Raw genomic sequence first — 25,994 nt, 5'->3', positions numbered from 1 at the left:
ATGCCCTTTAGCGATTCAACTCTGCGAGACCGGCATTATCTCGTTTGTTCAAAGGAAGATGGCGATAGTAAACTTCCAGAGTCAATAGACTCAAGCAGGTCGTTCCCAGACGGGAACAGTGCGTTCCAATGCTGAAGCCATCCGCATCCCAGCTGCCTCGGTTCTTGTCGTCCGAATTCTTGCGCTGAAGGCTGATCAGGAGATCCCGCATGGCCGGATTCCACTTCTGGTGCCAGGCTGGTCCCTCGAAAAAGTGAACGACCTGAGTGGCATAGTAGTGGAAGTAGATGTCGAAATTCGCCCGCGTGGGCATCCCCGATTTCAGGAACTCATCGACTCCCTTGATCAATCCGGGAGTACCCGGTCCCCAACCGCTGATGTACTGACGGCAAAGAAGGCCGACGGAGGAGAGCAGATTTGTGGTATTTTCATTGTCGCGATAGCCGTAGCGGGAACCGCTATCGGTACTCACTCGATCTAGAAAGCCAACGGCTTTTTCGAGCACTGCCTTATCTACTTTCAATTCGGCGAGAATGGCGCTCTTCAGAGCCTGAACTTGCCAGCCGACGATAGAGGTATCTCCCGAGGCACCGGGTGTATAGCCCCAACTTCCATCGGTCGCTTGGGCTTTGACGATATAGTTGACTGCCAGTTGTGCCTTCTCTCGCAGTTGGCTGCGATCCCGGGTCATCCCCACAGCTTCACACAGGGCAATCGTGGCGATGGCATGTCCGTACATGCTGGTTGCCTGATTAACTTTACCGTTGGAGCCAACGAGGTTTTGAAGATAGGACAGTCCTCGAGACACGTTCTGCTGATAGTGCTTGCCGTACTTGTGAGTCTCACCCGCGGCCAGGAAGGGGAGCAGTGCCATGCCGGTCGCGGCGGCGACTTCGTTGGTCTTGTCTCCGCCGTCGTAACGCCAGGAGCCGTCTTCTTTCTGCTGTTTTGCAAGCCAGATGAGCCCGCGGGCCACCGCCGCTTCGGATTCTGTGTTCCCACCATATTTGCCGATCAAGGCATCCTTGGTGGCACCGCTGCCGCGCTGGCTGAGTCCGCGGGTGGCCATGGCGTTGAATCCGCCGCCTTCGCCGAGCTTGGAATTGCTGTTGGCCACCAGATCGCCGGTGACGCCACTATCTTTGGAGGGGTCGCCGAAGCCCTGGGCCATCCCGACGATGGGCGCGTCACTATCGTTCTTCATGGCATCGACGGGCTGGTTTTCGACGACGGGAGCTTCCACGTTTTTATCGGCTTCGCGGGCCGCGTCTGTTGCGGCCTGCAGGTCCGCATCGAAGCCGACATCGTCGTTTACCAGGTTGTCTTCTTTGTCCTTGGAATCTTCGATGGAGGTGGATACGATCTTGTCCTCCACATTAGCGGCCGCTTTCTTGCCGCCGAAGATCACCAGGGCGATCATCACCAGTATGACGTGAATGATCCCGCTGATCGCCCAGGCCGGGGCCACGCGACGAAGCAGCCGTTCCCGGCTGTCTTCCGAAAGCACGTCCAGCCGACGGATAACCGGCGAGCCCGCTTTGCCACCTTGGGGATTGTCCGCAGGCGGTACAGCAGTTCCCAGGGTCGGTGGAATTTCAGGGTTTGGTGTCACGATCAAGACTCCTCGAGGTATGGGAGATACCTGTTAAGCTCACAATTCTGCAATTCATGGGCGAAACTAACTGTGTTCCAACCATTCGGAAGGCGGCGGAGCATTTTCGAAAGGATTGGTATTCCCCCGGATCTGCTCCAGTCGTTCGCGTACTTTACGGTCCCCTCTTCGAAAATAGAGCGCAATTCCCAGTGCAGTGAAACCGACCACGCCGAGGACTGTGACTACGGCGGGTACGAAGCCGCCTTTAAAAGAGAAAAGGCTGTTTTCCTCGGGCTGCGGAATTACCTGGAAAGTTTTTCCCAGAAACAGAGGGGCTTTCCGCCATTGATAGCGGTTATTAGCGAGTTTCTGGCCCGATTCGTACTTCATCAACTTAAAGTAATATGCATCGAATTCGACCCAATAGCCCACATCTCGCCCTGTTTTGATTCCTTCGGGAATCTCCGAGGTCACCAGACAGATGGGATTATCCTGATTAGCTCGCTCGAGCGGGAAGAGCCATATTTCATAAAGCTGTTTGACCCCGGAGGCTTTGGCCAGCATCTCCGTCGGTTTCATCAGGTCGATGCGAACAATTCGCCCTTCCACATGAATCAGATCGTAGCGGTAATCCTGCCGGATATCGTCCACGAAGTTGGCGTACGGAATATTCCGAAGAGAGTTCCGAGCCAGAGCCGCCGTGCTGAATTTGCGGGCGTGCTCCAATATGTAATTGTACGCGAAGTGTTCGTCTTCATTCTTATCGGCACTGCGGACCGGCTCGAGATCTTCCACGGCTTTGAAGCAGTCGAGATTCTTATCCAGCTGAATTTTTTCAGCTTCATTTTCGAGAGGAACTTCTTCGGCGGGTTTATTGTCTTTGGGATCGTACTCCGATTTATAGGGCTCGCCCTGTTTCTTTAAATTTTCTTTAGCCGGCTCCTGAGCAGTCAGCAGACTGGTCCAAATCAGGAGGATTAAGGGTAAAACCAGGTATCGCAGCCGAATTTGCTGGAGCAGGGCCCGGAGAGTTAGTGGAAAACCGCGCATAAATACCCAAGAAATGAGATACTAATGAGATGGAACATCGATGGGGAGAGTTCCCAAAAATGCCCTCTCACAAGCTATTTTTATCCTAACATTTGCTTTTATCATTTTCGAGCAAGAAGAGCGGAATATGACCGAATAATGCCTGCCAGGAAATTCGGAAATTTTCCGGCCCGCGATTTGACGTTCTTCCAAGTGTTGCTATCTTAATCAGTCTTCCCCCAACAGATTGGTTGGGACGATCGTTCCCCGTTATTCGGAGGACTGTAATGCTGTATTCTATCGAGGCAACCTGTTAATTTGCTGCATCAACGCAGCCCAAGGAGCAAAGCGTGTCGAATTTCCAAGTGAAGGAACTGCTCGAAGCCGGCGTGCACTACGGCCACCGCGCCAGCCGCTGGAATCCGAAAATGCGACCGTACATCTACGGCAAGCGCAATCTGATTCACATTGTCGATTTACGCGAAACCATGCGAGGTTTGCTGCGCGGCCACCGCTATCTGGCACAGCTGATCAGCCGCGGTAGCCTGGTGCTGTTCGTCGGTACCAAACGACAAGCCAAGGAAATTATCGAACGGGAAGCGACCCGCTGCTCCATGCCTTATGTCTCCGAGCGATGGCTGGGAGGTATTCTGACGAATTACCGTACGATCCGCAGCCGGTTGAACCGGCTTCGCGAACTCGAGGAAATGTGGCTTCCTTCCGGCGAAAACCCGAACAAGATCGACATGCTGCAGTATATCAACAGCATGATGAACGAAACCGGCAAGCTCGATATTCACAAAGCTCCGGAAACGGCGGTTATCCGCACCTACTCCAAGAAGATGGTGAGCACCCTGTCCCGCGAATTGATGAAAATTCGCCGTAACTTGCAGGGTATTCGGGATATGAAGAAGCTTCCCGATGCTCTGGTGGTTGTGGATCCCAAGAAGGAACACATCGCGGTTAAAGAAGCTCAGCGCATGGGTGTGGCCACGATTGCTCTGATCGATACCGATAGCGATCCGGATCCCGTCGATCTTCCCATTCCCGGTAATGACGATAGCATTCGCTCGATCGAATTGATCGTCCAGAAGCTGGCCGATGCGGTTCTCGAAGGGCGCGCGGCACTTCCTCCGGAAATGGCGAACCAGGCGGCACGACCCCGCGGGCAGGCGAACCAGCGCAACGCGGCCCCTGTCGATAAAGAAAAACCTGTTCCCGCTGCTGAAACTGAAAAGACCACCGCTTAAAGACGGAGAAAACGAGGAAAGCCATGAGTGCAATTACTGCGGCCGCTGTCAACGAACTTCGCAAACGGACCGACCTGCCTCTGATGGAATGCAAGTCGGCTCTCACCGAAGCTGCCGGCGATATGGACAAGGCGGTCATGCTGCTTCGAGAGCGGTTCAAGTCCGTTTCCAACAAGCGAGCGGGCAACGAAACGGCGGAAGGACGAGTCGGCGTTTACATCGATGCCGGTACCAAAACCGCATCCATCCTTGAGATGCGCTGCGAATCGGCTCCCGTGACCAAAAGCGAACAGTTCATCGCTCTGGTTGCTGATCTAGCCAAGCAGGTTGCGGTTCAAAACCCGGCCGATGTGGCCACGCTCTCGGCAGCCCCTTTCGTTGGCAACAGCGCGCTGACCGTCACGGACCGCATCAATGAAGTCATCGGTCTGATCCGCGAGAACATGAAGGTTCAGCGGTTCACCCGGTTGACGGGTGGTCTGTACGGCAACTACATCCACCACGATGGCACCCTGGGCGTTCTGCTCGAAGTGACTGGCAAGGATACGGCCAGCCCGGAATTGCTGAGAGACATCTGTGCTCACATTGCCGCAATGAATCCGGTCTATGCCTCGGTCGATCAACTCCCCACGGATGTGCTCGAGCGAGAAAAGGAACTGGCCAAGAAGCTGACCGATGCCGATCCGAAGAACGCGGGCAAACCGGCCAATATCGTCGAGAAAATCATCGAAGGCAAACTGAAGACCTGGTATGCCGAGACGGTTCTGCTCGAACAGCCGATTGCCAATGCAGCGAAATATGACAAGAAGACTGTGGGGCAGCTCCTGAGTGGGGCCGGCCTGAAACTCGTTAAGTACGTCCGCTACAAAGTGGGCGAAATCGTATAAAGGGCTGGCGGCCGGATCGAAGTATTCGGCCGCTCGTCTTTCTCTAAATTTTCAAAGGTAGATCCGAGAAATGCCGCATACCAAAAGTGCAGAAAAAGCTCTCCGCCAGGCCGAAAAGCGCCGGGCTCACAATCGCGATGTGAAAAAAGCGATCAAGGTTCAGTTCAAGAAATTCTCCGAGGCGCTGGCCAAGGGCACGCCCGAGCAGAAAGTGGCCGAGTTCAAACTGGCCAGCAAAAAACTCGATAAGGCCGCTGCCAAGAAGGTAATTCATCCCAACGCCGCAGCTCGCAAGAAGAGCCAGCTGGCCAAGAAGCTGGGAATTACCAAGGCCAAATAGTTGAATTGCACTGAGGTGAAGGCTAACTGGCTCACCTCACTTTCACTTTAGAAGTAAGATCATGGCAGTTCGTTCCCATCCTCCTGAACTGCTTGCACCCGCTGGCGACTGGAATGCACTACGGGCTGCGGTCGCGAACGGGGCAGACGCCGTCTACTTCGGTCTGGATCGCTTCAACGCTCGCCATCGGGCCACCAATTTCAGTCACGAAGATCTCCCCAAAGTCATCCGCTATCTGCACGATCGTAACGTGAAGGGCTTTCTCACCTTCAACACGCTGATTTTTTCCGATGAACTCGAGGATGCCGCGGCCTACATCCGGGAAGTGGCTGAGGCGGGAATTGACGCTTTGATTGTGCAGGACGTCGGCATCGCCCGACTGATTCATCGGATCGCTCCCGATCTGCCAATTCATGCATCGACGCAGATGACGCTCTCGGAATCGAGGGGTATTCAATTCGTTCGGGAAAAACTGTTCGTGCAGCGGGCCGTTATGGCCCGGGAACTGTCGATTTCCGATATTCGCAAAATCGGTCAAGAAACGTCCGTTCCCCTGGAAGTTTTCATTCACGGGGCACTTTGCGTGGCTTATTCCGGGCAGTGTCTGACCAGTGAGTCGCTGGGGGGACGAAGTGCCAATCGCGGGCAATGCGCTCAAGCCTGCCGTCTGCCTTATGAGATGATCGTCGATGGAAAATCGAAGGAATTGGGAGATCGGGCATATCTCCTAAGTCCTCAGGATCTGGCGGGTTACGATCAGGTGGCGGATTTGGTCGACGCGGGAGTGGCTAGTTTCAAGATCGAAGGCCGGCTGAAAAGCTCCCACTATGTCGCGGCGGCGACCCAAACCTATCGCGGGGCCATCGATTCTGCTCGAGAGCACAAAGCGTTCGAACTATCGCAGGAGGCCTCGCACAATCTGAGTCTGACCTATTCCCGTGGCTTTATTCCCGGCTTTCTCGAAGGAGTAAATCACCAGCAAACCGTTGAAGGGCGTGTACCCAAAGCCCGAGGGTTGTTACTGGGCCGGGTCAGCCGACAGCAACGAAATGGAATTATCGTTCGGCTGGAAGACTCCGTTTCCCCGAAGCCCGGAGATGGGGTGGTTTTCGATCTCGGCAAGCCCGATCAGCAGGAACCGGGGGGACGGCTTTGGGCGGTGGAAGCCCTGGGTCCGAATGAAGCTTTGATCCGCCTGGACGTGGATTTCGATTCTTCGAAAATACCCAACGGTTGCCGGGTTTGGAAAACCGATGATCCAGTCGTGAAAAAGGAACTGGAGCAATCGTATCAGAATGACCCGATCTACCACCGGGTGCCGGTGCATGTGAAGGCGGTTGGGAACGTCGGCGGTGCTTTAACCATCTTCCTTTCCGACGACACCGGTTTGCGAGTGGAGGTAAGTTGGCCCGGACCGCTGGAAGTTCCTCGGAAGCATCCTTTTAATGGGGAACTCCTTCGGGAACAATTCGACCGACTCGGCGATACTCCCTTTCAGTTGGGTCTTGTGGAAATCGATTGTCCTCAGCCGGTGCTGGTACCCAAAAGTATTCTCAATGATCTGCGCCGGCAGGCCGTGCAAAAACTTTGCGAGCTCCGTATCGCTCGGGAGGCGAAGGCGATTGCGGAACCTGAAGCTCTGAAAACACTTAGGTCAGAAATTCCGAAAGCGAAGCCATCGACTAGGCCGCCGAGTATCACCGTCCTCGTACGCAATCTGGATCAACTCGCGGCCGTACTGGAAGATGCGGAATCGGTTTCTATGGTCTATTGCGATTTTGAGGATCTGCGCAAGTACAAGGAAGCGGTGCCTCTCGCTCGGGCCAGAGAAATACCCATCGGCCTAGCCCCTCTTCGAATTCAGAAGCCGGGGGAGGAAGGGTTTCTGTCACCCATTCTTCACGCGCAGCCCGACGCCGTCTTAATTCGAAATCTGGCAGCGTTGCTCTACTTTCAGGAAAAATTGCCCTCGGCGCGGCTGATCGGAGATTTCTCACTGAATGTGGCCAACGAATTGACGGCGGCTTTTTTTGTGAAGAGCGGCCTGGAGCGACTAATTCCCAGTTTTGACTTGAATTGGGAGCAATTTCAGGCTCTGATGAGGCGAGTTCCGGTCGAGTGGTTTGAGCCGGTAATTCATCAGCATATGCCGATGTTTCACATGGAACATTGCGTATTTGCGGCATTTTTGTCAAACGGTCGAGACTTCCGCGATTGCGGTCGGCCCTGCGATGACCACAAGGTGGAATTAAGAGACAGAGTGAATGCGGATTTTCCGGTGATTCCAGACACAGGTTGTCGAAACACCGTGTATAATTCCCAAGCACAGTCCGCCATCGAGTACCTGCCGCAAATGCAGGCTTTAGGGCTGTCGAGATTTCGCATAGATCTATTGAGAGAGCGCGGCACGGAAGTGCAATCTCTTTTGACTACGTATCGGCGAGTTCTCGCCGGTCAGGAGGATGGTAAGGAGACCTGGAAAAAGCTGCGCGTGATGAATCAACTAGGTGTTACGCGCGGTACCTTGAAGCTGGTGTGATGGACCGACAGCCGCATATCTTTAGAGGATCGCGGCGTCTTCGGATGCAGTACCGCGATGAAGTTTCTCACCCAAGTTTTACCCCAAGTTCGCCGGGCCGTCTGGTCTAGCTCCTGGTTTGCACCGCTGGTTTGCTGCGCCTTTTTCGGGCTGGAAATCTTCGGCCGCTTCACCAAATCCGACGTTCACGATGTTGTGGGTCTATGTTTTTTAATGCTCTTGAGCATCCTGATTCTCGAACGACATCGGATGAATCCGATCCAGTGGGTGAGTGCTGGTTCGCGTGCGATTGAACGGATTTTTTCCATCACCAATTCTGTGAAATTTGAAATTGGAATCGACTTCCGCGGTTCGCCCCCGATTCCCCGGGGTACGCCGAAAATCCTTTATGTTCTGCCCGTTTGCCTCGCTCTGTCCACACTCCTGGGGTTCGGGGCCTGGACGCTCTTTCCCAACGGTTGGCGGCAACCGCTGATTCAAGTCTGCTACCTCGCCTATCTGGTCAGCCTTCTGGTACTTTGGGGATCTGTGGTCCTGTGTGTTTTTGTGGGAGGCTTTTTCCTCCCCATCATGCTACTGGATCGCTTGTTACCCGATTCGCGAGGCGCGGGAAGCCGTTTGAACCGCGTTCACGTTCTTTTTGTCTGTTACGTTTCGACGATGATTCTGGCCGGTTTTTTCGTGCCGTTCTGGGTCATTCCTTCGCTGTGCGGCGTGGCGCTGCTGGCGGTCGCGGTGGGAACGCTCATTCCCACTTCGTCGGGGGTGCAGTTCGTCTGGCGGAAAAATCCCCAAGCCAAAGTCTGGTCGATTACTTCCCGAAAGATGATCCTCTTGGCGGCCGCAACCATCGTTCTGGGGCTGACGGCACTCATCACCTTATCGTCTGGAAATGTGGTACTCGGTTTCTCCGAGAAAGACTGTTGCATGCCAGTGACCAGCGTTATGGGGGTGGTACTTGGTTGGCTGGTTCCCGGGACGCTTCTGTCGGGCACCCTGATGCTCTGGACGATGTGGAAGCAGAACCCCTCCCGACCTTGCCGTCCCAGCATTTTCGTTCGTAATGCTCCGGGATCGCAAGTTCGGGAAATTCGCAAAATATTCAAGAACCGCGGCTGGAAACTCCACTTCGAACCGGCCGCGATGAATCCATCGGATATCAGCATTCGGCTGGTACCCGAAGCGGAATCGGAAGCGTCGGAATTTCAACCGCGCTGGCCGCTGGCCGTTTGTATGGAAGACTTGCGACAGGGAACCGTGTTCGATCGTCTTCTGCGCCGCGATGAAATCCATAAACGCCGAATGTTCTTGCGGGGGCTTGAGAAATTATTCCGCAAGGCCGGACAACGGCACCATCCCGGAGGCAGCGGCTACTGGCTGGCCCCGCATCAGTGGCTCTTGCAGGGAATGCTGCGGGACGACATGGATGAAAGTGATGCCAATGAAGGTAACTTCTTAACCCGACCTGTGGGACCCCCCTACGGCCAACTCCTGGATAGGGCGGTTCGTCACTATTTGTACGTGTTGATGAACTCCCTGCAGATCGACCTGATATTTGTCGAAGATGGCGTCGGTTATCGCAAGCTGAACAAGGTGATGCGCCGACTGTTCGAAGTCTACGACAAATCAAACGGACAACGGCGGGCGGAAGAGTCGCAGTTCGATGGCATGCCGAAAATCAAAGTGATGATCCACGAATTTCTACTGGATCAGCCCTTTGAATCGCTGACTTATCCGGAACCGCGGTTCGAAAATCTGGGCCGGGCGCGCATCCTCCATATTTTCCGCAATCGTGGCGACGAAGGAGTGCAATCCGAACCGCCGTTCGATTTTGAATTCGAACCGGAACCGATGCTATTGGTCTGATTCAGTCAGGGTCGTACTACTATTCGCATGCCCCGAGTCGTTCGCGCTCTTTCGAAAGCGGCATTCACTTCGGAGAGCGGAAAAGTTTCGCCCACCAGCAACTCGAAGGGGTAATTCTTCCCCGAATTTTCCAGGAAGTCCAAGGCCTTTTGCAGATCGAGCGAGGTGTAGTTGTGCACTCCCTTGATCGTCAGTAACCGGCGAACCATCAGTTCCGGATCGAGAGGAATCGGCTCCGTGGGAGAGACGGTTCCCGCGAAGATTATCGTGCCGCCGATGCGAGTTAAGGGGATAGCCGCGGCACAAGTCTGTTGCGTTCCAGCCAATTCGATGACTAAATCGAAACCGCGGCCATGAGTCAGTTGCGATAATTCTTTAGCCTGGGTTGGCAGATCCGCATCAAAAAGGGCGCCGGCTCCGAAGCCACTGGCACGTTTGAGGCATACCGGATCGCGGTCGCAGATCGCAATTACCTCAGCCCCACTAGCGTGGGCCATCGCGGCGGCCGTCAGTCCCAAAACTCCCGCGCCGAATATGAAAACTGTCTGGAATTTCGGGGCGTGGCGATAGATGGCTGCGACGGTGGCCGTGGAGCAACTGGCCTGTGTGGCAATGGGATCCGGGATATTGTCGGGAACACGAATGCAATCCGTTCCGGATTTCAGAAGTATGTAATCGGCCAGGCCACCCGCAAAAGCATTTTCAACCGAGTGGAGAACATGCCCGTACTTCTGCAGCTGCTCGCACTTTTGCGGCAAGTTTTGCATGCAATAAAAGCACTGGCGGCAGCGGTCGATTACCGTCCAGGTGATGCGATCATTTTCCTGTAGCGGCTTCCCGGCAAAATCGATTCGCGGATGCGCCTCCCCGAACTTGACGATCCGGCCGACAATTTCGTGGCCCAGCACGGTCGGCGTTGCGACCGATCTATGTCCATTCACGGTGTGGATGTCACTTCCGCAAAGCGTACAGCAGGTGATTTGTACCAGCACTTCCTGGACAGTCGGTGTGGGGACGACCTGTTTTTCGATCACCTGCGGCTGGGAATGGGAATGGAACACCGCCATTCGGCCAAACAGTGTATTGGATGAAGTCACATCAGACCTGCTGCGTCATGGGTTGGGCCGCAATATCCTGTTGAGGCTCTTTAAACGCGGAACCTACTCGAGCAAAGTATATTCCGGCAGAGGCAAACGCCACTATGCCGACAATCGCGACAATCCAGCCAATGAGGTCGAAGAAATCTTTAACGAAGTTACCGGTGTTGAAAAAATCCTTGCCGAGCATCAGGAATACTGTGCCCAGATATCCGAACGAATCCGAAAGGGTAATCAGATAGCAGAGATTGCCTTTCGATCGCGTCATGGCAATCAAACGTTCAAAAAGGGTCGTGTGCACTGCTACATAGGGAATGTAAAGACCGAGTCCCAGAACAACCATAAACGAGAACGGGGATAATAATTCCGCTCTTATACCGATGAGTGCGAAACATACCAGGACGAGGCCAAGGATGGATAGCCCTAATGCACAATAAAATGCTCCTCGATTGTTTCGCAGAAACGCCGTTGCCCCGCAGGTCACTAGAACTCCCAATCCGACGATAAGATCCGGAAAAAAGAAGTCGTCTGGCTTGGCATCTGATCCGAGTGCTTTCCAGATCTCCGGAGCGAAATCGTCTCGTATGCCTCGAAGAACCGTAATCAGCAGAAATGCCAGGATGATGCTAGTCAGTCCGAAAGAATAACTTCGAAAAAATGCTCGGCGGTCTTCGCGATTCAAGGGAACGCGTTGCGATCGAGCATCTTCGTCAGCGCTTGTGGGAGCAGGAATTTGCGTCAGCATCCAGACGAATCCAATTAATACGGGCAGGAATAAAATTCCGGCAACGGCGGGCATCCAGTGCGACTGGACGCCGAAATCGAGCAGATGCTTTCCGACCTTCTTGGCCAGACCTCCTGCGACAATGAAGCTGACGCACAAACCGGCGGTCATGACCTCCGTCATCCGACGTCCTTCGAGAAAGCCGATGACCAGCCCGAAGACCATTCCCAGGGGGAGACCATTAAAGAACATGAAAATCAGATTGTAAGGTGTCGGGGTGAGGCCGAAGAGGATTAGAGAAATTTCGGAGAGCGATATCAGAGTTAGAATCAACCAGGCGCGGCGCTGCGGATTGATTTCCGAGACGATTTTAATTCCCAGGAATTTGGAGAGCGTATAACCGAGTACTTGGGAGGTGACGATTACCGTTTTGAACTTGAAGCTACCGAGTGTTTCCCCTTCATACGCCGACGCCGTGAAGGGTTTGCGGAACATATACATGCAGAAATAAGTCCCGAATGTGGCGGCAATGCTCCAGAATAGGAGAACCCAGGGCTTATCCGCGCGCAATCGGTCTTTCATGGGAATCCATGTCTTTTTTGAGTGAGATCAAAAAGACATATTATTCCCGATTTTTTTCGCGAATGAGAATTACTGATGAAGAATTGATTTACTGGGAGGCCAGCGCCGCGAGGAAGCTGACTCCATCCGCCCGACTACGAGCCGCATCGGAAAGTCCCTGAAAATCTTTCACCTGCAGACAGAGTTCGTAAACGCCGGGACAGGCCATCTGCCGACCTTGAACCTCGGATAAATACTTCTTGGCGATTGCCCGAGCTTCGTCCATTCGGCCCAAGCGCAGCAGCAGATTGACGTAGATTTCGGCAGGAAGGGTGAACTCTTCGGAGAAGGCCGGGTCGATTTTGTCGCGGAAGTGTTTGAGGCCGGCTTCAACATCCACGCCGCGCAGGATATCCAGATAGACCTTGTAATCGGCGTAGCTGTTCTCGAAGGGGGGATCCATCTGGTTCTGGAAACTGCCACTCAGTCTGGAACCGTAGAGAGCCAGTTCGGAAGCGAGATTGAGTTCCGGGCAGTTCTCCAGATGCAGCGAGAACTCGACAATCGAATTCAGATGCGAAGTGTCGATATGGTAAGCGCCGTCTTCGAACAGGTATTCTCGACCTTCCAGCATGATCGGGATGCTTGCCCCGGCCGGAACAGTTTCGCCGCGAGTTTCCAGATCGTTTCGAATACGCTCCACGAGTTGGGCGTGCAGCGACCGAACCAATTTTTGGATGCAATGCTGTCGAGCGGGAAGATTTTTTGAAAAATCGAAACCGCTATAAGTGGTGATGGCGTTGCAGATCCCGTATCGATCGACAATCAGATCGAAGCCGCGGGGAATATTCACTTGATGGTACAAAGCCACTTCGATGAGCGGTTGGATATTCTCTTCCGGTCCCGGCTCATACTTTTCCAAGGCGTCCACAATCAGTTGCGTCTCGCCGAGCATGTTGAAGTAAGTCCAGGCTCGGGGGAAGTCGTTTTTTGCAAGGAAGAGCTCGCCGACTTTCCGTCCGGCCGTGCGAATCGCCTCTTCGTAGGCCTCGTGATACTCTCGAGGAATATCGGAAGAGGGCCCCGCCGGGAAGGGAGAGATGCCGAGTTCGATCCGCTTCTTCATCAGCAGGGCATAGAAGAGAGCAGGATAGTCCTGATTGCTTTCGAGTTTAGCACAGAGCCAATCGGCTGCCGATAGCGGACCTTCCGATTTCAGCACTTCCTGAAGCTTTTCGAAATCGTGAGGCTCCAGTTGCGGAGGGGCTGCAGCTAGCGTTTCGTCTGTATCGAACATGATCGGTTCCGAGGGTGGTAATTAATTTATTCTAGCGGAACCGCTTCAGAAACAAAAAGGGCGGAGGGGATATCCCGCTCCGCCTAAGAAACCAATTATCGTTTGAACCAGAAGTCGGGTATCTCGAAATAGCTGCCCGGTGCTATCCGCAATGCCTGCAGGAACCAGGATTGCTGGGCCCCGGCACTCAGCATACTGGCCGCCATGCCCCCGGCAAAAGAGGCGGCGATCGGTGTGCCCCCGGCTTTGTTACCCGGCAGATTCGGCACCGCATCGTAGGCCAGGATATCCGGTTTCACCAGGAGATCGACACCGGCTCCGGCTCCTAAAGCCGAGGTAGCCAGGGGCTGTTTATGAGTGTTCATCGCACCAACGGCAATCGCGCCGCGGGAATCGGCCGGGATAGCGACCCCCCCTAATTTCACCTCATAATCGCTGAAGACAATTTGTCCCCCCGCTTTGGTGGGAGCATCCAGAGCTTCCACGAAAATTCGTGGCTTCAGAGCCCACTGCGTGTCTTCTTTTTCCAGGGAGGGGAAATTTCGCGGTTTGATTGTCTTGGGTTTTGCCCCTTCCACTCGAAGGGCATATCGGCCGGCCGTGGCTATGCTCACCACGAAGGTTCTTTCGTAAATGCCATAGCGGGGAGTGAGCTTCAGAATTTCCGCCGCTCCCTCGGTATAACCGGCAACTTCCAATTCGTCGTTTGCAACTTTTTCTGCATTCGGATCGACCTGACGCAACAAACTCAATTTCAGATCGCTGATCGGATCCCGGTACTCTTCAATGGGATATTGTTCGAGGTGGGGCTCGCGCCATTGAATCGTGATTTTCACCGTGGCATTCGCTGGCAGACTCGCATCCGTCGCTTTACCGAAAGGTCGGAAGCCGAGGAAGTTCAATTCCCTAGTCCATTTGCCGTTGACGATTTCCGGGCCAAATTCCAGTACGCCGTTACCATCCTGATCGGAATAATTGCCGTTCCAGTCCTGTCCGCGAGTATCGCCCGCCGCCTGGAACCAAAGGCTCGGCTTCTGAAGGCGAGTGGCATTCCGGATAACGGGGGGAGCGTTCTTGATGAAGTTTTCTTCAAGGTAGCGACTGAGAGGACTCAAGCCATCCAAGGCATACCCGCTGTTCCAACTTACGGAACTGATCACGACCTGGGCCGCCTTCAGATCCTGTAGAGCTTTATCCAGGCGATCGAGACGCATGGTCCGTTCGAATATCTCGGCCTGTTTCTCCTTGCTTTCCTTCAGCTTAGCCTGAGCTTCCTGGCGTTTCTTTTGCGGTCCTTCCTCCTCTGAAAAATCCGCAAAAGCCTCTTCATAGTTCTTCAGGGCGATATCATGTTCGCGCTGCCGCACTTCGGTGTCAAACTCCAGTCGCTCGCGAAGGGTCTTGATTCCATCGCAAATGAAGGTGTCGCCCTTGATGTATTTGGCCACGTCCAGAACCAAGTGGGGAGAACTCAAATCCACGCGAATCAAAGTGAACTGAGCTTCCGGGGCTGCTTGAGCCGCAGCCAGAGCTTGCTGAGTTCCACTACCGATTCCCATGTTAGTGTTGAGATCGGGTAGCACATTCGCATTTCGCAACGCGGTCAAGTCCAGGACTTTGGTGTTTTTGGGGAGCCCTTTGCTCAGGTAAGCGCCAATCCCGGAAAAATCGTCGGAGATCAGAACCACGCGAACATTGGCCCCTTTCGCTTGATTGCCATGCAACCAGTTCAATCGGGTGGCCTTGAAGATATCAAAATTATCTTCAAATGATACGGCTCGGATGTTACTCAAAAGGGAACTGGTCTTCTCCTTGGGAACCGGTGCGGGAGCTGGGGATCCTGCCGATACTGCCGGACTTGCGGGTGGGAAGCGAAGGCTCAGAACGAATGGAATGCGAGCCAGATCGGCGGCTTGCGACAGCTTGTCGACTTTCACAGTAATAATGTTGCCGTAACGGCCTTCGATGAACGGCTGCGGCGAAAAGGATTGAATCGCCTGGCGATATTCGACCGAGCCCTCGGAAGGTTCGTAGTTCAGGATAATTTCAATCCGGCCGGCCTTAATAGCACCACCGTCGGCCGCGAGAGCCCGGCGCAGATCGGCGGAAAGCTTCAAAAATTCCGCGGAAGGTGCCGGCGGCAATGTGCTGACCGTTAAAGCAGCCGATTCGGCCTCCCGGAGCACCTGGATGATGCGAATGGGATTCAAACTGCGGATCGGGTAGGGCAGTTCGCGATTAAGAAGCTCGGGCAAAAACCACCCGCTGCTGTTCGTTCGAATATCGCGGACCAGGCCGTGCACATTAACGGTTGGTATCAGACCGCGTAATCGGGTGTAACCGCGATGATCGTAACCAATGTCTTCCTCGAAACCTTGTTTGAGAAGGATCTCGCGCGTCTGTTCGAACAAAAGTTGCTGTTCGCGAGCCAGCAGGCCGGGCTGCAAATGGAAAATGGCTTTGACTTTCTTCCCTTCCGCATCGGGTAGCTTGAAATCTTCCGGCCAGATCAGCAGGGTTTCCACCCGTTTGTCTTTGAGCAGCGAGACCGCTTTATCGGAGGCGATAGTACCCGGTAGCATATCCGCGCTGGGGTTCTCGCCATCCAGATCGGCGTCCTCCCGGGGGGAAGGAACGAATCCCAGGGAATTGAAGTATTTGGACATTTCCTTGTATTCGAGGAAACGACCATCGGGGGTGTTGCTGATCTTGTAGTGGATGACAACGTGGAACTTCTGAGGCAGCGGCGGATACTGCGATTGTTGACCTCGGGCAATGCTGATCAGGCCGCCGAGCAGGCAAATGCCTGTGACGAGCCAACGACGCCAATGTGAATAAATAGGCATACCCATGCTACCACCCGAAACGGCAAAGGACGCTAATCAAGGTTAACAATTAATCATGACCGTTATGCCGAATGATGCCAATCTCCTAAAACACATTTCTGGTAGGCTTCACCATACTTATCCGTTCCAGTCGCTTTACTTGCTCTAATAGATGTGTCCGGTTCCTCCGGAAGTTCCGAAGATAAAAAAGAACGGCTTTGGCGGTGAGGCTACTCATTGGTGAAACTTTGCCGGGAAGGTAAGCGATATGGACTGGAAGAACAAGAATGTGCTGATTACCGGGGCCTCCAGCGGTATAGGGCAGGCTCTGGCCAAAGAAGCGGTCAAACAGGGGGCCAAAGTCGGTTTAATCGCCCGCCGGGAGGATTTGCTCAAGAATCTCGTCGCCGAGTTGCAGGCCAAAGGTGGCACGGCGGGTTATCAGCGGGCCGATGTGGCGGACCGCGCCAGCCTGACGAACGCCATCTTTGCCTTGGAGCAACAACTCGGGCCTGTCGATATTCTCATCGCCAACGCGGGAGTCGGTTCCACTAATACCCCCGATAATCTGAAGTTGGACGAAGCGGAAGCCCTGATCAAAGTGAATCTTCTCGGGGTGATCTACAGTATCGGGGCCGTTCTACCGAAAATGCTGGAACGCAAGAGTGGGCAGATTGCCGCGGTTTCCAGTCTGGCATCTTACAAGGGTTTGCCCGGGGCCGCCGCTTATTGTGCCAGCAAAGCCGGGGTGAACGCTTACATGGAAAGCCTGCGAATTCAACTCCGTCGCAGCGGTGTGCGCTTCACTACAATTTGCCCCGGTTTCATCAAAACTCCCATGACGGAAACCAATAAAGGAATGATGTTCGTGTTGGAAGCCGACGAAGCAGCCCGGCGGATGGTGGCCGCTCTTCAGTCGAGACGGAAGATTTACAATTTCCCGTGGGCGACAACCCGATTGACGAAATTGGCCCGGTTCCTGCCGGATTGGATGGTCGCTCAAACGGTGGACGAGCATGTCGGCGGGCAGGGCGCTGAAACGGTCGGAAAGCGTTAAACGCTGTCCTCCTGGAACTTTCAATTCGTAAAATCCCGCTACGGACTTTTTCAACCCTAGATGGAAATTGGCTTCCCATGGCACTTCCTCACGTTTTTGTCGCCCGGCGAATTCCTGATTTCGGTCTCGAAAAAATGGCCAAATATGCCGATCTCGATATTTGGCCCGAGCAGCTTCCCCCCGCGCCGGAAGTCTTGCGACAAAAAGTGAAGAATTGCGAAGGGCTCGTATCCCTGTTGACCGATCGGGTGGATGCCAGCGTGATGGATGCCGCCCCAAAACTTCGCATCATCAGCAATTTTGCCGTTGGCGTCAACAACGTCGATATTCCGGCGGCCACTGCACGTAAGATCCCAATCGGAAACACTCCGGGAGTACTAACGGAAGCGACGGCCGATATTGCCATGACCTTGATGCTGGCGGCCTCTCGCCGATTGACCGAAAGTTGCGAAGATGCCAAGGCCGGGCGCTGGAAAACCTGGGAGCCGCTGGGTTGGATCGGCCAGGAACTTCAGGGCAGGACGCTAGGTATCGTAGGCATGGGTCGTATCGGTCATGCGTTGGCTCGCCGTTGTCACTTCGGCTGGGGGATGAAAGTCATTTATACGTCGCGCTCCCCGAAACCGGAATCAGATCAGGAGTTACAGGCCCGCCAGGTGCAGATGAGCGAACTGCTTCAAGAAAGCGACTTCGTTTCCGTGCACTGCGATCTGAATGAGACCACCAAGGGGCTGTTCGGGGCCGAGCAATTCGCTCAAATGAGGTCGCACGTAGTATTTGTGAACACTAGCCGAGGTCCAGTCGTGGACCAGACGGCCCTGGCGCAGGCTTTACGCAGTCAAAAGATTTTCGCGGCCGGGCTGGATGTGACCGATCCTGAACCTCTGCCACCCACCCATGAGCTTTATTCGCTCTCGAATTGCGTGATTGCTCCGCACATTGCCAGTGCCACGGTGCCCACTCGGAACGCCATGGCCCGGATTTGTGCGGAAAATCTCATCGCGGGACTGACCGGCCAGAAGATGACCAGTTGCGTCAATCCTGAAGTCCCTACACGACAATCTTGATAATTTCCTGCTGCAATTCCCCGGCGGTGACGTGTACTTCATTCTTGGCGTCCACGTAGACGTTGATTTCCGATCGGACGCCAAATTCCGCCCGATAAATTCCTGGTTCGATGGAAAAACAGGTCCGGGGGAGGACGCGTCGTTCCTCCCGGGTTTCCAGGTTGTCCATGTGGGCCCCGTTGCCGTGCACTTCCTGGCCGATGCTGTGCCCGGTACGATGGCAGAAGTATTCGCCGTAACCGGCGTCATCTATCACTTTTCGAGTTGCATCATCCACCTGCCAGCCGTAGAGAGGGATACCTTTTTTGAAGTGATCTTTCACGATCTGAATACCGGCATCCCGGGCGGCGGCCACGACCTTGAAGACCTTCGTATACTTTTCCGGCACTTCGGTGCCCACAAAAAAGGTTCGGGTAAGGTCGGAGTAGACCGCGTTCGGCTTATTCACCTTGGCCCACAGATCGATCAGAACGAAATCTCCCTTTTCGATTTTGAAATTGTGATCGAGAGACGGGGAATAGTGCGGATCGCCGGAATGGGGGCCTTCCCCGACGATAGGTGGGGAATAGGTGGTCAGGCCGTTGTCCGCAAAGTGTTTCATGATGCGGGTTTGCACGTCGATTTCGGTAGTGAAGCCCTTGGCCCGAATTTCGGAAGCAATAAAGTTGGCCGCTACCGTGTAAGCGGAGTCGGTATGCACGCAAGCCTGTTTGTGCATTTCCCACTGTTCGTCGGACCAGCAGGCTTCGAAAAGTTGAATCAGATCGCCGGAGGGAACAATTTCCAATCCCAGGGCTTTCACGATTTCGATGGTACCGGCGTCGACCCGGCTGATGTAGGGGTTACGGTTGAACGCCACATACTCCATGGCAATTTTCTTGGCATTTCCCAGGATTTTTTTCACACCGGCTTCGAGTTCCTGCCAGCGGAGATAGATATGGTTATCGCCGGGGAGTTGATCGAGAGCCGCCGGTTCGATTTTGTGCGAGAGTTTCTGGGGAGTGCCTTTGGCCGGTACGTAATAGAACCAGCGCCGGGAGAGCATCTGATTTTCCGGTAGGCAGACCACGCGTTTGGCGAGGATGTTGAGGCCGCGAAAATCGTAGAGTAACCAGCCGTCGAGATTCATCTGTTGGAGGGCGGCCTGTACCGCGGAAAGGTCAAACATGCATTGCTCCCAGAGTTTGGGGCGAACCCCTTTTCAAATTCCTATCTCTAGTGTATATGTAATAGAACGGGCGTTTAACTCAGCGGCTAGAGTGCCATCCTCACACGGTGGAAGTCACTGGTTCAAATCCAGTAACGCCCATTCGGCTTAACTGCTGAATTCCGAAGCGTTTACGTTTACCTCTCGATGGTCGGGAGTGCGGCTACAAGACCTGAGTTTTTGGGAATCTTCCCGAAAACCCTGGAACTTCAACATGCCGCGTCCCAAAAACGCAATCCCACAACTCCGATTACACTCTTCTGGTCAGGCCAGAGTCACCATTGAAGGTCGAGATTATCTCCTCGGCAAATTCCGGGAGGAAGAAGCCTATCGCAGGCTTCTGGCTCAATTTTAAGCATTTGTTCCACGGCTAAAGAACAAATATGACGGGATTGATCTTTATGGAAGTAGTTTCTAGAGAACTCAAGTCGATGAGTCCAGCAGATGCACTAATTCCTTTTAAAGGAATTGAAAACGAAAATTTGCTTCCAGAAGTACAGGAAATTGCTTCTGTCTACAGGAGGAATTGTGAACTTTTAAGTACTCTTTCATGGGCCCCAATGCAATTTGTGAGTATGGGCCAGCAAATCGCTCGTGCGGAAATAGCAGCAAATTTCATGCTTTATGGTGCAGAGAACTTCAATGGAGTTAGCCTCGACATATCCAAGGAAGAGGACAGAGAAAAAATTTCGGAGCACTCTGCTTTAACCTTCGAATTACTCACGAAGAAAAAGCAATGGCCTTACCCACCAAACTATGGAGGAGTGTATTCTAAATACGTAAAAGCTGTGACACCTAAACATGTCTCAGATGATTTGCATACGATTAAGCTTTCGCAGGTGTTATTAGCTTGGTCAGCTTTCGAGACAATGGTAGGTGACCTTTGGATTGAGGCCGTGAATATTTGCCCTAGTCCACTCGCCAAATTGACAGGTAAGAAAGGCCGCATCTTGTCAATGGTTTCAGGCTCTTCAAAGTCGGATGAAGGTGAGAATAAATCCACAAATACTACCTCCCAGAAATCTACGAAAGAAGTTTCACTTAATCTGATTGAACAGATAACAAAGGGTGAATTTGATCTGAGCAAAAAAATGGGTGATTTACTATTTGCAGGGAATCGAGTCGGCTTTTCTTCACTCCAAGCTGTCAGGGAAGCCTATAGCATGGCTTTCCCTGAGACATGTAGATCCTTGAAATCGAAAACCATTGACGAAATCTTAGCTAGCAACGTACTCGATTCTCTGGCTACTGTTCGGAACCTAGTCGCGCACAAATCAGGCGTTGTTGACCAAGAGTACTGGGAAAAACAGAGAGTAGCCAAGTATGCTCCGAAGCTGAATATTGGAGACCGGATCAATTTAGATGATCCTACAACTTACGAATTGATCATTCCTTCAATCGAACTTGGTGTCAAACTACTCAAGGAAGTCTCATCATGGGTTAACCTAAGGCAGGATTCGCTTAAGCCAGGATTCACTTCAAGCTGAAGAATACTGTATCGTAGCCAGCAGAAGGAAACTTCAAGTTCGAGATTTTACCCTACAGAACTTTGGACTTCTTCATCTAAAACGGACGTCGACTTAAGCTAATAAGCAAACTTAGCAGGTTTCGGAAGGATAAGTCGAAGGTAACGCGTCAGCGTAAGATCCTAATCGCTCCAATGATCTTACGCTAGCTGCGATGACTGATGCTAATCGACTAGATCTTCGAAATGCAAAGTATAGCTCAACTTGAAAGTGATCGTCCAATCCGCGGCTTCAATAGCTTCTTCAATAGTTATCGGTATCTGAAACGAGGTTTTTGGCATCTCTTGAAAAGATATACTCCAAATTGTTTTACTCTCGCCAGGTTTCAGTTCGAATTTTTCTTTAATTTCGCGAACGTAAGTTTGAATAATACGATTACTGGGATACTCCGTTGGATATTCATCAATCATGGTGCGAGAGGAAATCGAGCCCGAACTCTGTTCCGCTTGAAAAGATCCTATCAACTGGTACTTTTTCTTGCCATCGACGTTGCCTAAATCTTTAAAACTGAAGGAGAGAGTACCTGGAAATTTCTCAACCATGGACTTTGTGCTATTATTGCCACGAGAAATTTTTATTCCTTTGCTCCATTGTTCAGTTTCCAATCTCAAATACATTTGAGGTCGATTGAATGCCACCTCATAACACCCCGTGGTCAAACCTAGGCCTTAAAACAGCGTAGTTTTTTGGGGAATTGTTTCGATTTATCGAAGAAAGCTCGAAATCCTTTTTGTTTTCTGCGGTTTGTGTAAGTAACCGCTTAACAAATCGACAGTCGCAAAAAGGAGTTTCGAGTGAATGTTATTTTCGGACGTTGGTTTCAAAAATGCAAGAGTCGAATCGAACGTCGCCTGGCTAAGCGAGAGGCCGCGATGACCTTCGCTCCTTCTTTCGACGCCTCCAACATTCATTACGAAGTCTCCGAACGCGTGGGGGCGATCAGTTGCGGAGGCCTCGGGGCCATGCACCTTCTGGCCCGGCGTATCGGACTGATCGACGACATCGACGAGAAGCTGCATCTGCTCCAATTTCAAAGGCCTTACTCGGAATCGGACCACGTATTGGCCATCGCTTACAATTCCCTTTGCGGGGGTACCTGCCTGCAAGACATGGAACTGCGTCGCAGCGACGAGAACTTTCTCAACGCCTTGGGTACCCAGCGTTTTCCCGACCCGACTACTTCGGGCGACTTTTGTCGACGCTTCGATAGTGGCAGCATCCAGGCTTTGATCGACGCTTTCAACCAGACCCGTTTACGCGTCTGGTCGAAGCAACCCGATTCCTTTTGGGAATGCGCGAAGATCGACGCCGACGGCAGCTTTACCCAAACGCGTGGCGAGCGTAAAGCGGGGATGGACATCAACTATAACAGAGACTGGTGTTACCACCCCCTGGCGGTGACCCTGGCCAACACCGGTGAGACGCTGAGCATCGTCAACCGTCCCGGCAATCGCCCTTCGCACGAAGGGGCCGCGGTCGAACTCGACCGGGCTCTTTTGCTGTGCCTTCAAGCGGGCTTTCGCAGGATCGTCTTTCGCGGCGACACCGATTTCTCGCAGACCACTCGCCTCGACGGCTGGGATGCCAACGCCAAGGTACGCTTTTATTTCGGCTACGATTCGAAGCAAAACCTCGAAGCAATCGCGGAAAACCTGCCGGAAGCGGCTTGGCACAAGCTCGAGCGTCCCGCGCAATACTCGGCGAAAGCGAAGTTGCGACACCGACGGGAAAACACCAAGGAGCGGATCGTCCAAGAGCGGGAATTCGTAAATGTGAAGTTGATCTCCGAAGCGGTGGCCGAGTTCGAGTACCAACCGACCGCTTGCCGAAGGGCGTATCGCCTGGTGGTGATTCGCAAGAATCTTTCCGTGGAAAAAGGCGAATCCGTTCTGTATCCGGACGAACGCTATTTCTTCTACATCACCAACGACCGGGAGTGCACGGCCGCGGAAGTCGTCTACGAAGCCAACGATCGCTGCAATCAGGAAAATCTGATAGCGCAGCTCAAGGGCGGTTGCCGGGCCTTGCACGCGCCGCTGCACGATCTGGAAAGCAATTGGGCGTACATGGTGATGGCCTCCCTGGCCTGGAACTTGAAAGCCTGGTGGGCCTTGACGTTGCCGGAAACTCCTGGTCGCTGGCGGGAAAAGCATCGGGACCAGAAGCAGTCGGTTTTGAAAATGGAATTCAAAACCTTCCTCAATGCTTTCATGCTTCTGCCTTGTCAGATCGTCCGGAAGGCCGGCCGCATCGTCTATCGATTGCTCGGCTGGAACCCGCACTTGCCAATCTTCTTCCGACTACTGAAAGCACTGAGGTGCTGATCGTTCGACCGAATGAAGTCGGGATCCGGATGTCCCGATCCGTTAAAACGCCGAGAGCTATTCGCGGAAAGGAAGAATGTTTGAAAAATGGAAGTATGCGTTCGGCCGAGCGAAAAGCTCCGGCGCGGAGGACTCATCGAACTATCTCGCTAAAACTCCCCACGGAATTGGCATCAAAAACTTCGCTTGTTTAAGGTCTAGGTGTGGCTCAATTTGATGCAAATCGCCTTTGAAAAGTTCGGAAGGAATTAGGGTTAAAATAGGATCGGCTTGCGCGGAAATCGTTTCTTCTAAGTTGGCTCGAGGCCGTATGCCAAACCATAAGGCGGTTAGGAGGAGAACCCCAAAAACGAAATATCGAACCCGAAACTTTTTCATTAGGAGGACTCGTGAACGGGAAAGATTAAAGCGCTAATAATTCTATTGGTTTCCGAGTTTACCGATTAGCCAAATTTGCCTTCGGCGCAAAATACTAGCAGGATATAACCGGGATAAAAATGCATTCTATAGTCAAAACACAGCCGGGTACCAATGGCTAGGCTATTGGCACCCAAGTGGCTCGAACATTTCTTCAAATGGTTCTATTTTTCTATTGAGATCCCAAGTAATCTAAGAATATCTTGAATATGCCAATTGCGGAGACATTGGCACCTGGCTCTCGGTATGCCACTAATCGCAATAAATTGAAAACCTCAATTGATTTCAATCGATCAGAAACGCCATATCTCTCTTAAAGTCATTGATCAAGCATTGCTGGATTGAAATCACAGCTTTATCACGCTTGAATCGCCGCAAATTAGGCAATTCATCGCACTCACCAACCCAGATAGCGAGTGTGTGTAGATCTTTGTCCTTAAGCAACTCAGGGAGAATCGCAAGCAGTTTCGGGGAACAGAGTTCCTCTTGGGCGTAGCTTGCAGGATCATTCGAGATCAAGTCTTCAATCGGAGACCGGTTTAGCTGATAACATATGCTCGTGTAAGTATTGATCTCGATAGCCTTCAGAAGTGGCGTGTACCCCTCACGTAATATTTGCCGTTTTTTGCGATTTAATTCCTAGAGGAATTGGCCCTCTCTTGAACAAAAGATCGCCGTGATCGACGAGAGCACGGCGTAAAGCAATTCGATCGATACGGCGAGCTTCCTGCTCGAGCAACACTCCCGAAGGAGATTTTCCTTCCTCCTCCATAGCTCGGTTCCGATGGATTTCAACAAGCTCTCGGAACTGATCGCGAGATTCTGTTGCGACTCTCTCCCGACTTTTCCAAAGCGTCTCGGGAGTAGGACCCAGACCTCCTCTCGGTCGAGCCAAGGCATTGGCTTCCCGTCGAGCCGCCTCCACATCCTCAGCGTTCCACACTTCCGGATGGCCTTCCCAGGCAGCTCTACGTTCGATTCGACTTTTCAAAGATCCTATGCCCGCTTCGATCGCACCGTTATATTGTGGCCTCCTCGGCGGAGAGTACAAGCCGAACACGCCTTCTCGCTGCAAATATTCTTGGACCACTTCGGCAATAAACGGAGAACCGTTATCCATTTTCAGTACCAGCGGGGCTCCCTCCCGGGTGATCAATGACCGAAGGGCCACAAGCGTTTCCTCGGCAGTTGCCGCCGCCACAGGCCAGGCTAGCAACTGCTGACCACTGCTCAGATCTCGGACTGCCAACAGGTATTGGTCCTTTCCATCAATGAGTGGCGTCTCCGTGTAATCCATCGCCCAGACGGTTCCCGGCGTAGTCCACCTGAGCCGGAAGCCGGTTCGTTTATACCTTTTCCGCCAGACGCGGCGGTAGCGCCTGAGCATGTCTTCGAGCTCGGAACGCGTCATTTCCGGGAAGCACTCTTTGAGAGTTGCCACGCTGGTGGCCGGCCCGAGATCGGCCAACAGAGCAAGCACTTCCATTCGCTTCAATCGCGACGAACGGACAACCGGTCTTCCCAAAGGTCGAGGAGATGTCGCCGCATTGCTCTGAACCCAATGCCGAAGAGTGCGACCTGCCATATGCAAGCGCTGGGCAATCTTAGGTATCGAGAAGCCCCGTTGCCGCGTTCGATCCACTACCTCGACCACTCGCCGCCTCAGATTCCTTTCGATCTCCCGGCGATCTTTTTGCCGCCCCCAACCTCGCCGCCGCCGGCCGTTTTGTCCCCGGTGGTCGCCCTCGCTTCCGTTTTTTTCTCTGGTTCGGTCGCTGACTTAGCGACGCGAGGCAATATCGATGCAAGTTCTTCGCGGACTAGTGCTACATTTAACTCCGCTTCCCGTTCCCGTAATTCTTTTGAAGTTTCTGAATCTCCGCTTCCGCCGCCGAAGGCACTTGAACCGGACGACCGGCGGGACGCGGTTCCAGGGCTTCCAGGGCCGCCGCCAGCATCTGATGCTTCAACTGATGGTAACGGGGTTCGCTAATGCCCAGTATCTGGCAAGCTTCCGTCACCCGGCATTCTCCGATCATCGTCCGCAACAACGTTTTCAAGCGATCCTTCGCGATGACGGAACCGGGCAGTTCATCGACTGACTCCGGTCCCGCCGGTTTTCGTCCCCGCATCTCCGATCCTCCTCGATCGAGGGCGATATCGTTATCACTGGACGCCGGCTTCCTTCGGGGCCTCTTGCTGCACGGGATTCAACCGAGCGACAATGCTTAAAGCACGCACGGTGGTCCGCCGTTTTCGCCCCTTCTTTCCCGAAGCCGATCGCGTCGGGGGCGGAGCCAGGCCCACCGCACGCTGCGACGCACGGGCCAGAGCTTGGTGCCGACCGAGTTCCCGTTGCAGACGCTGATTCTCCTTTTGCAAGGAGG

At 53.3% G+C, this 25,994-nt stretch carries 21 protein-coding genes and 1 tRNA gene; 11 read left to right on the top strand and 11 right to left on the bottom strand.

Features of this window, described 5'->3' with window-relative positions; genetic code table 11:
- Positions 1–7: 7 nt before the first annotated feature.
- Both KIH39_RS11315 and KIH39_RS11310 read right to left on the bottom strand, forming a co-directional pair.
- Positions 8–1,612, bottom strand: a complete 1,605-nt coding sequence (locus KIH39_RS11315; RefSeq protein ID WP_213499477.1) for a prenyltransferase/squalene oxidase repeat-containing protein — start codon at positions 1,610–1,612, stop codon at positions 8–10.
- 66 nt (positions 1,613–1,678) lie between these two features.
- The gene (locus KIH39_RS11310; protein ID WP_213499476.1) at positions 1,679–2,644 is read right to left on the bottom strand and encodes a hypothetical protein; all 966 of its coding nucleotides are present in this window, start codon (positions 2,642–2,644) and stop codon (positions 1,679–1,681) included.
- A 329-nt stretch (positions 2,645–2,973) separates the two neighbouring features.
- Between KIH39_RS11310 and rpsB the strand changes: the two genes are divergently transcribed.
- From rpsB to KIH39_RS11285, 5 genes are all read left to right on the top strand, one after another.
- On the top strand, positions 2,974–3,873 hold the full coding sequence (gene rpsB / locus KIH39_RS11305; RefSeq protein ID WP_213499474.1) for a 30S ribosomal protein S2: 900 nt from the start codon (positions 2,974–2,976) through the stop codon (positions 3,871–3,873).
- Between the two features lie 23 nt (positions 3,874–3,896).
- A complete protein-coding gene (gene tsf, locus KIH39_RS11300) occupies positions 3,897–4,760 on the top strand; it encodes a translation elongation factor Ts (RefSeq protein ID WP_213499472.1) in 864 nt (287 codons plus the stop codon).
- Between the two features lie 70 nt (positions 4,761–4,830).
- Complete coding sequence (rpsT, locus tag KIH39_RS11295) at positions 4,831–5,100, top strand: 30S ribosomal protein S20 (protein ID WP_213499470.1); 270 nt, start codon at positions 4,831–4,833, stop codon at positions 5,098–5,100.
- Between the two features lie 61 nt (positions 5,101–5,161).
- Entirely contained in the window at positions 5,162–7,639 is a 2,478-nt protein-coding gene (locus KIH39_RS11290) for a U32 family peptidase (RefSeq protein WP_213499468.1), read from the top strand.
- A 57-nt stretch (positions 7,640–7,696) separates the two neighbouring features.
- On the top strand, positions 7,697–9,505 hold the full coding sequence (locus KIH39_RS11285; protein WP_213499467.1) for a hypothetical protein: 1,809 nt from the start codon (positions 7,697–7,699) through the stop codon (positions 9,503–9,505).
- A 5-nt stretch (positions 9,506–9,510) separates the two neighbouring features.
- Here the strand turns inward: KIH39_RS11285 and KIH39_RS11280 are convergent, their stop codons facing one another.
- From KIH39_RS11280 to KIH39_RS11265, 4 genes are all read right to left on the bottom strand, one after another.
- Positions 9,511–10,602 (bottom strand): zinc-binding dehydrogenase, encoded by a 1,092-nt coding sequence (locus tag KIH39_RS11280; protein WP_213499465.1) that lies wholly within the window; start codon positions 10,600–10,602, stop codon positions 9,511–9,513.
- 1 nt (position 10,603) lies between these two features.
- A complete protein-coding gene (locus tag KIH39_RS11275) occupies positions 10,604–11,908 on the bottom strand; it encodes a DUF5690 family protein (RefSeq protein WP_213499463.1) in 1,305 nt (434 codons plus the stop codon).
- 88 nt (positions 11,909–11,996) lie between these two features.
- Positions 11,997–13,184, bottom strand: a complete 1,188-nt coding sequence (locus KIH39_RS11270) for a hypothetical protein (RefSeq protein ID WP_213499461.1) — start codon at positions 13,182–13,184, stop codon at positions 11,997–11,999.
- Between the two features lie 95 nt (positions 13,185–13,279).
- Positions 13,280–16,036, bottom strand: a complete 2,757-nt coding sequence (locus KIH39_RS11265) for a S8/S53 family peptidase (protein ID WP_213499459.1) — start codon at positions 16,034–16,036, stop codon at positions 13,280–13,282.
- A gap of 241 nt (positions 16,037–16,277) precedes the next feature.
- Here KIH39_RS11265 and KIH39_RS11260 point away from each other — a divergent pair, with 241 nt between their 5' ends.
- Both KIH39_RS11260 and KIH39_RS11255 read left to right on the top strand, forming a co-directional pair.
- Positions 16,278–17,066, top strand: a complete 789-nt coding sequence (locus tag KIH39_RS11260; protein ID WP_213499457.1) for an SDR family NAD(P)-dependent oxidoreductase — start codon at positions 16,278–16,280, stop codon at positions 17,064–17,066.
- 77 nt (positions 17,067–17,143) lie between these two features.
- Complete coding sequence (locus KIH39_RS11255) at positions 17,144–18,133, top strand: 2-hydroxyacid dehydrogenase (protein ID WP_213499456.1); 990 nt, start codon at positions 17,144–17,146, stop codon at positions 18,131–18,133.
- Here KIH39_RS11255 and KIH39_RS11250 read toward each other — a convergent pair.
- Positions 18,117–19,301 (bottom strand): M24 family metallopeptidase, encoded by a 1,185-nt coding sequence (locus KIH39_RS11250; RefSeq protein ID WP_213499453.1) that lies wholly within the window; start codon positions 19,299–19,301, stop codon positions 18,117–18,119. The two genes, KIH39_RS11255 and KIH39_RS11250, sit on opposite strands and share 17 nt — an antisense overlap.
- Before the next feature lie 68 nt (positions 19,302–19,369).
- Between KIH39_RS11250 and KIH39_RS11245 the strand changes: the two genes are divergently transcribed.
- The 3 genes from KIH39_RS11245 to KIH39_RS11235 all read left to right on the top strand — a co-directional run bounded on the left by KIH39_RS11245 (position 19,370) and on the right by KIH39_RS11235 (position 20,827).
- A tRNA-Val gene (locus KIH39_RS11245) sits at positions 19,370–19,442 on the top strand.
- 112 nt (positions 19,443–19,554) lie between these two features.
- Complete coding sequence (locus KIH39_RS11240) at positions 19,555–19,695, top strand: hypothetical protein (RefSeq protein ID WP_213499451.1); 141 nt, start codon at positions 19,555–19,557, stop codon at positions 19,693–19,695.
- Between the two features lie 46 nt (positions 19,696–19,741).
- Complete coding sequence (locus tag KIH39_RS11235) at positions 19,742–20,827, top strand: hypothetical protein (protein ID WP_213499449.1); 1,086 nt, start codon at positions 19,742–19,744, stop codon at positions 20,825–20,827.
- Between the two features lie 203 nt (positions 20,828–21,030).
- Here the strand turns inward: KIH39_RS11235 and KIH39_RS11230 are convergent, their stop codons facing one another.
- Positions 21,031–21,504 carry a hypothetical protein gene (locus KIH39_RS11230; RefSeq protein ID WP_213499447.1) on the bottom strand — a complete coding sequence of 158 codons (474 nt, stop codon included), beginning with the start codon at positions 21,502–21,504 and terminating at the stop codon, positions 21,031–21,033.
- A gap of 156 nt (positions 21,505–21,660) precedes the next feature.
- Between KIH39_RS11230 and KIH39_RS11225 the strand changes: the two genes are divergently transcribed.
- The gene (locus KIH39_RS11225; protein WP_213499445.1) at positions 21,661–23,190 is read left to right on the top strand and encodes an IS1380 family transposase; all 1,530 of its coding nucleotides are present in this window, start codon (positions 21,661–21,663) and stop codon (positions 23,188–23,190) included.
- Between the two features lie 1,021 nt (positions 23,191–24,211).
- Here the strand turns inward: KIH39_RS11225 and KIH39_RS11220 are convergent.
- The 3 genes from KIH39_RS11220 to KIH39_RS11210 all read right to left on the bottom strand — a co-directional run bounded on the left by KIH39_RS11220 (position 24,212) and on the right by KIH39_RS11210 (position 25,989).
- Positions 24,212–25,093: an integrase catalytic domain-containing protein gene (locus KIH39_RS11220; RefSeq protein ID WP_213494143.1), complete on the bottom strand. Its 882-nt coding sequence runs from the start codon at positions 25,091–25,093 to the stop codon at positions 24,212–24,214.
- Positions 25,094–25,439: 346 nt separating this feature from the next.
- Entirely contained in the window at positions 25,440–25,739 is a 300-nt protein-coding gene (locus tag KIH39_RS11215; protein ID WP_213499443.1) for a hypothetical protein, read from the bottom strand.
- 34 nt (positions 25,740–25,773) lie between these two features.
- Complete coding sequence (locus KIH39_RS11210) at positions 25,774–25,989, bottom strand: hypothetical protein (protein WP_213494916.1); 216 nt, start codon at positions 25,987–25,989, stop codon at positions 25,774–25,776.
- Between the last annotated feature and the right edge of the window lie 5 nt (positions 25,990–25,994).

Origin of the sequence: Telmatocola sphagniphila (assembly GCF_018398935.1) — a bacterium.
Lineage (GTDB): Bacteria > Planctomycetota > Planctomycetia > Gemmatales > Gemmataceae > Telmatocola > Telmatocola sphagniphila.
This window is presented reverse-complemented; position numbering and strand designations above follow the sequence as displayed.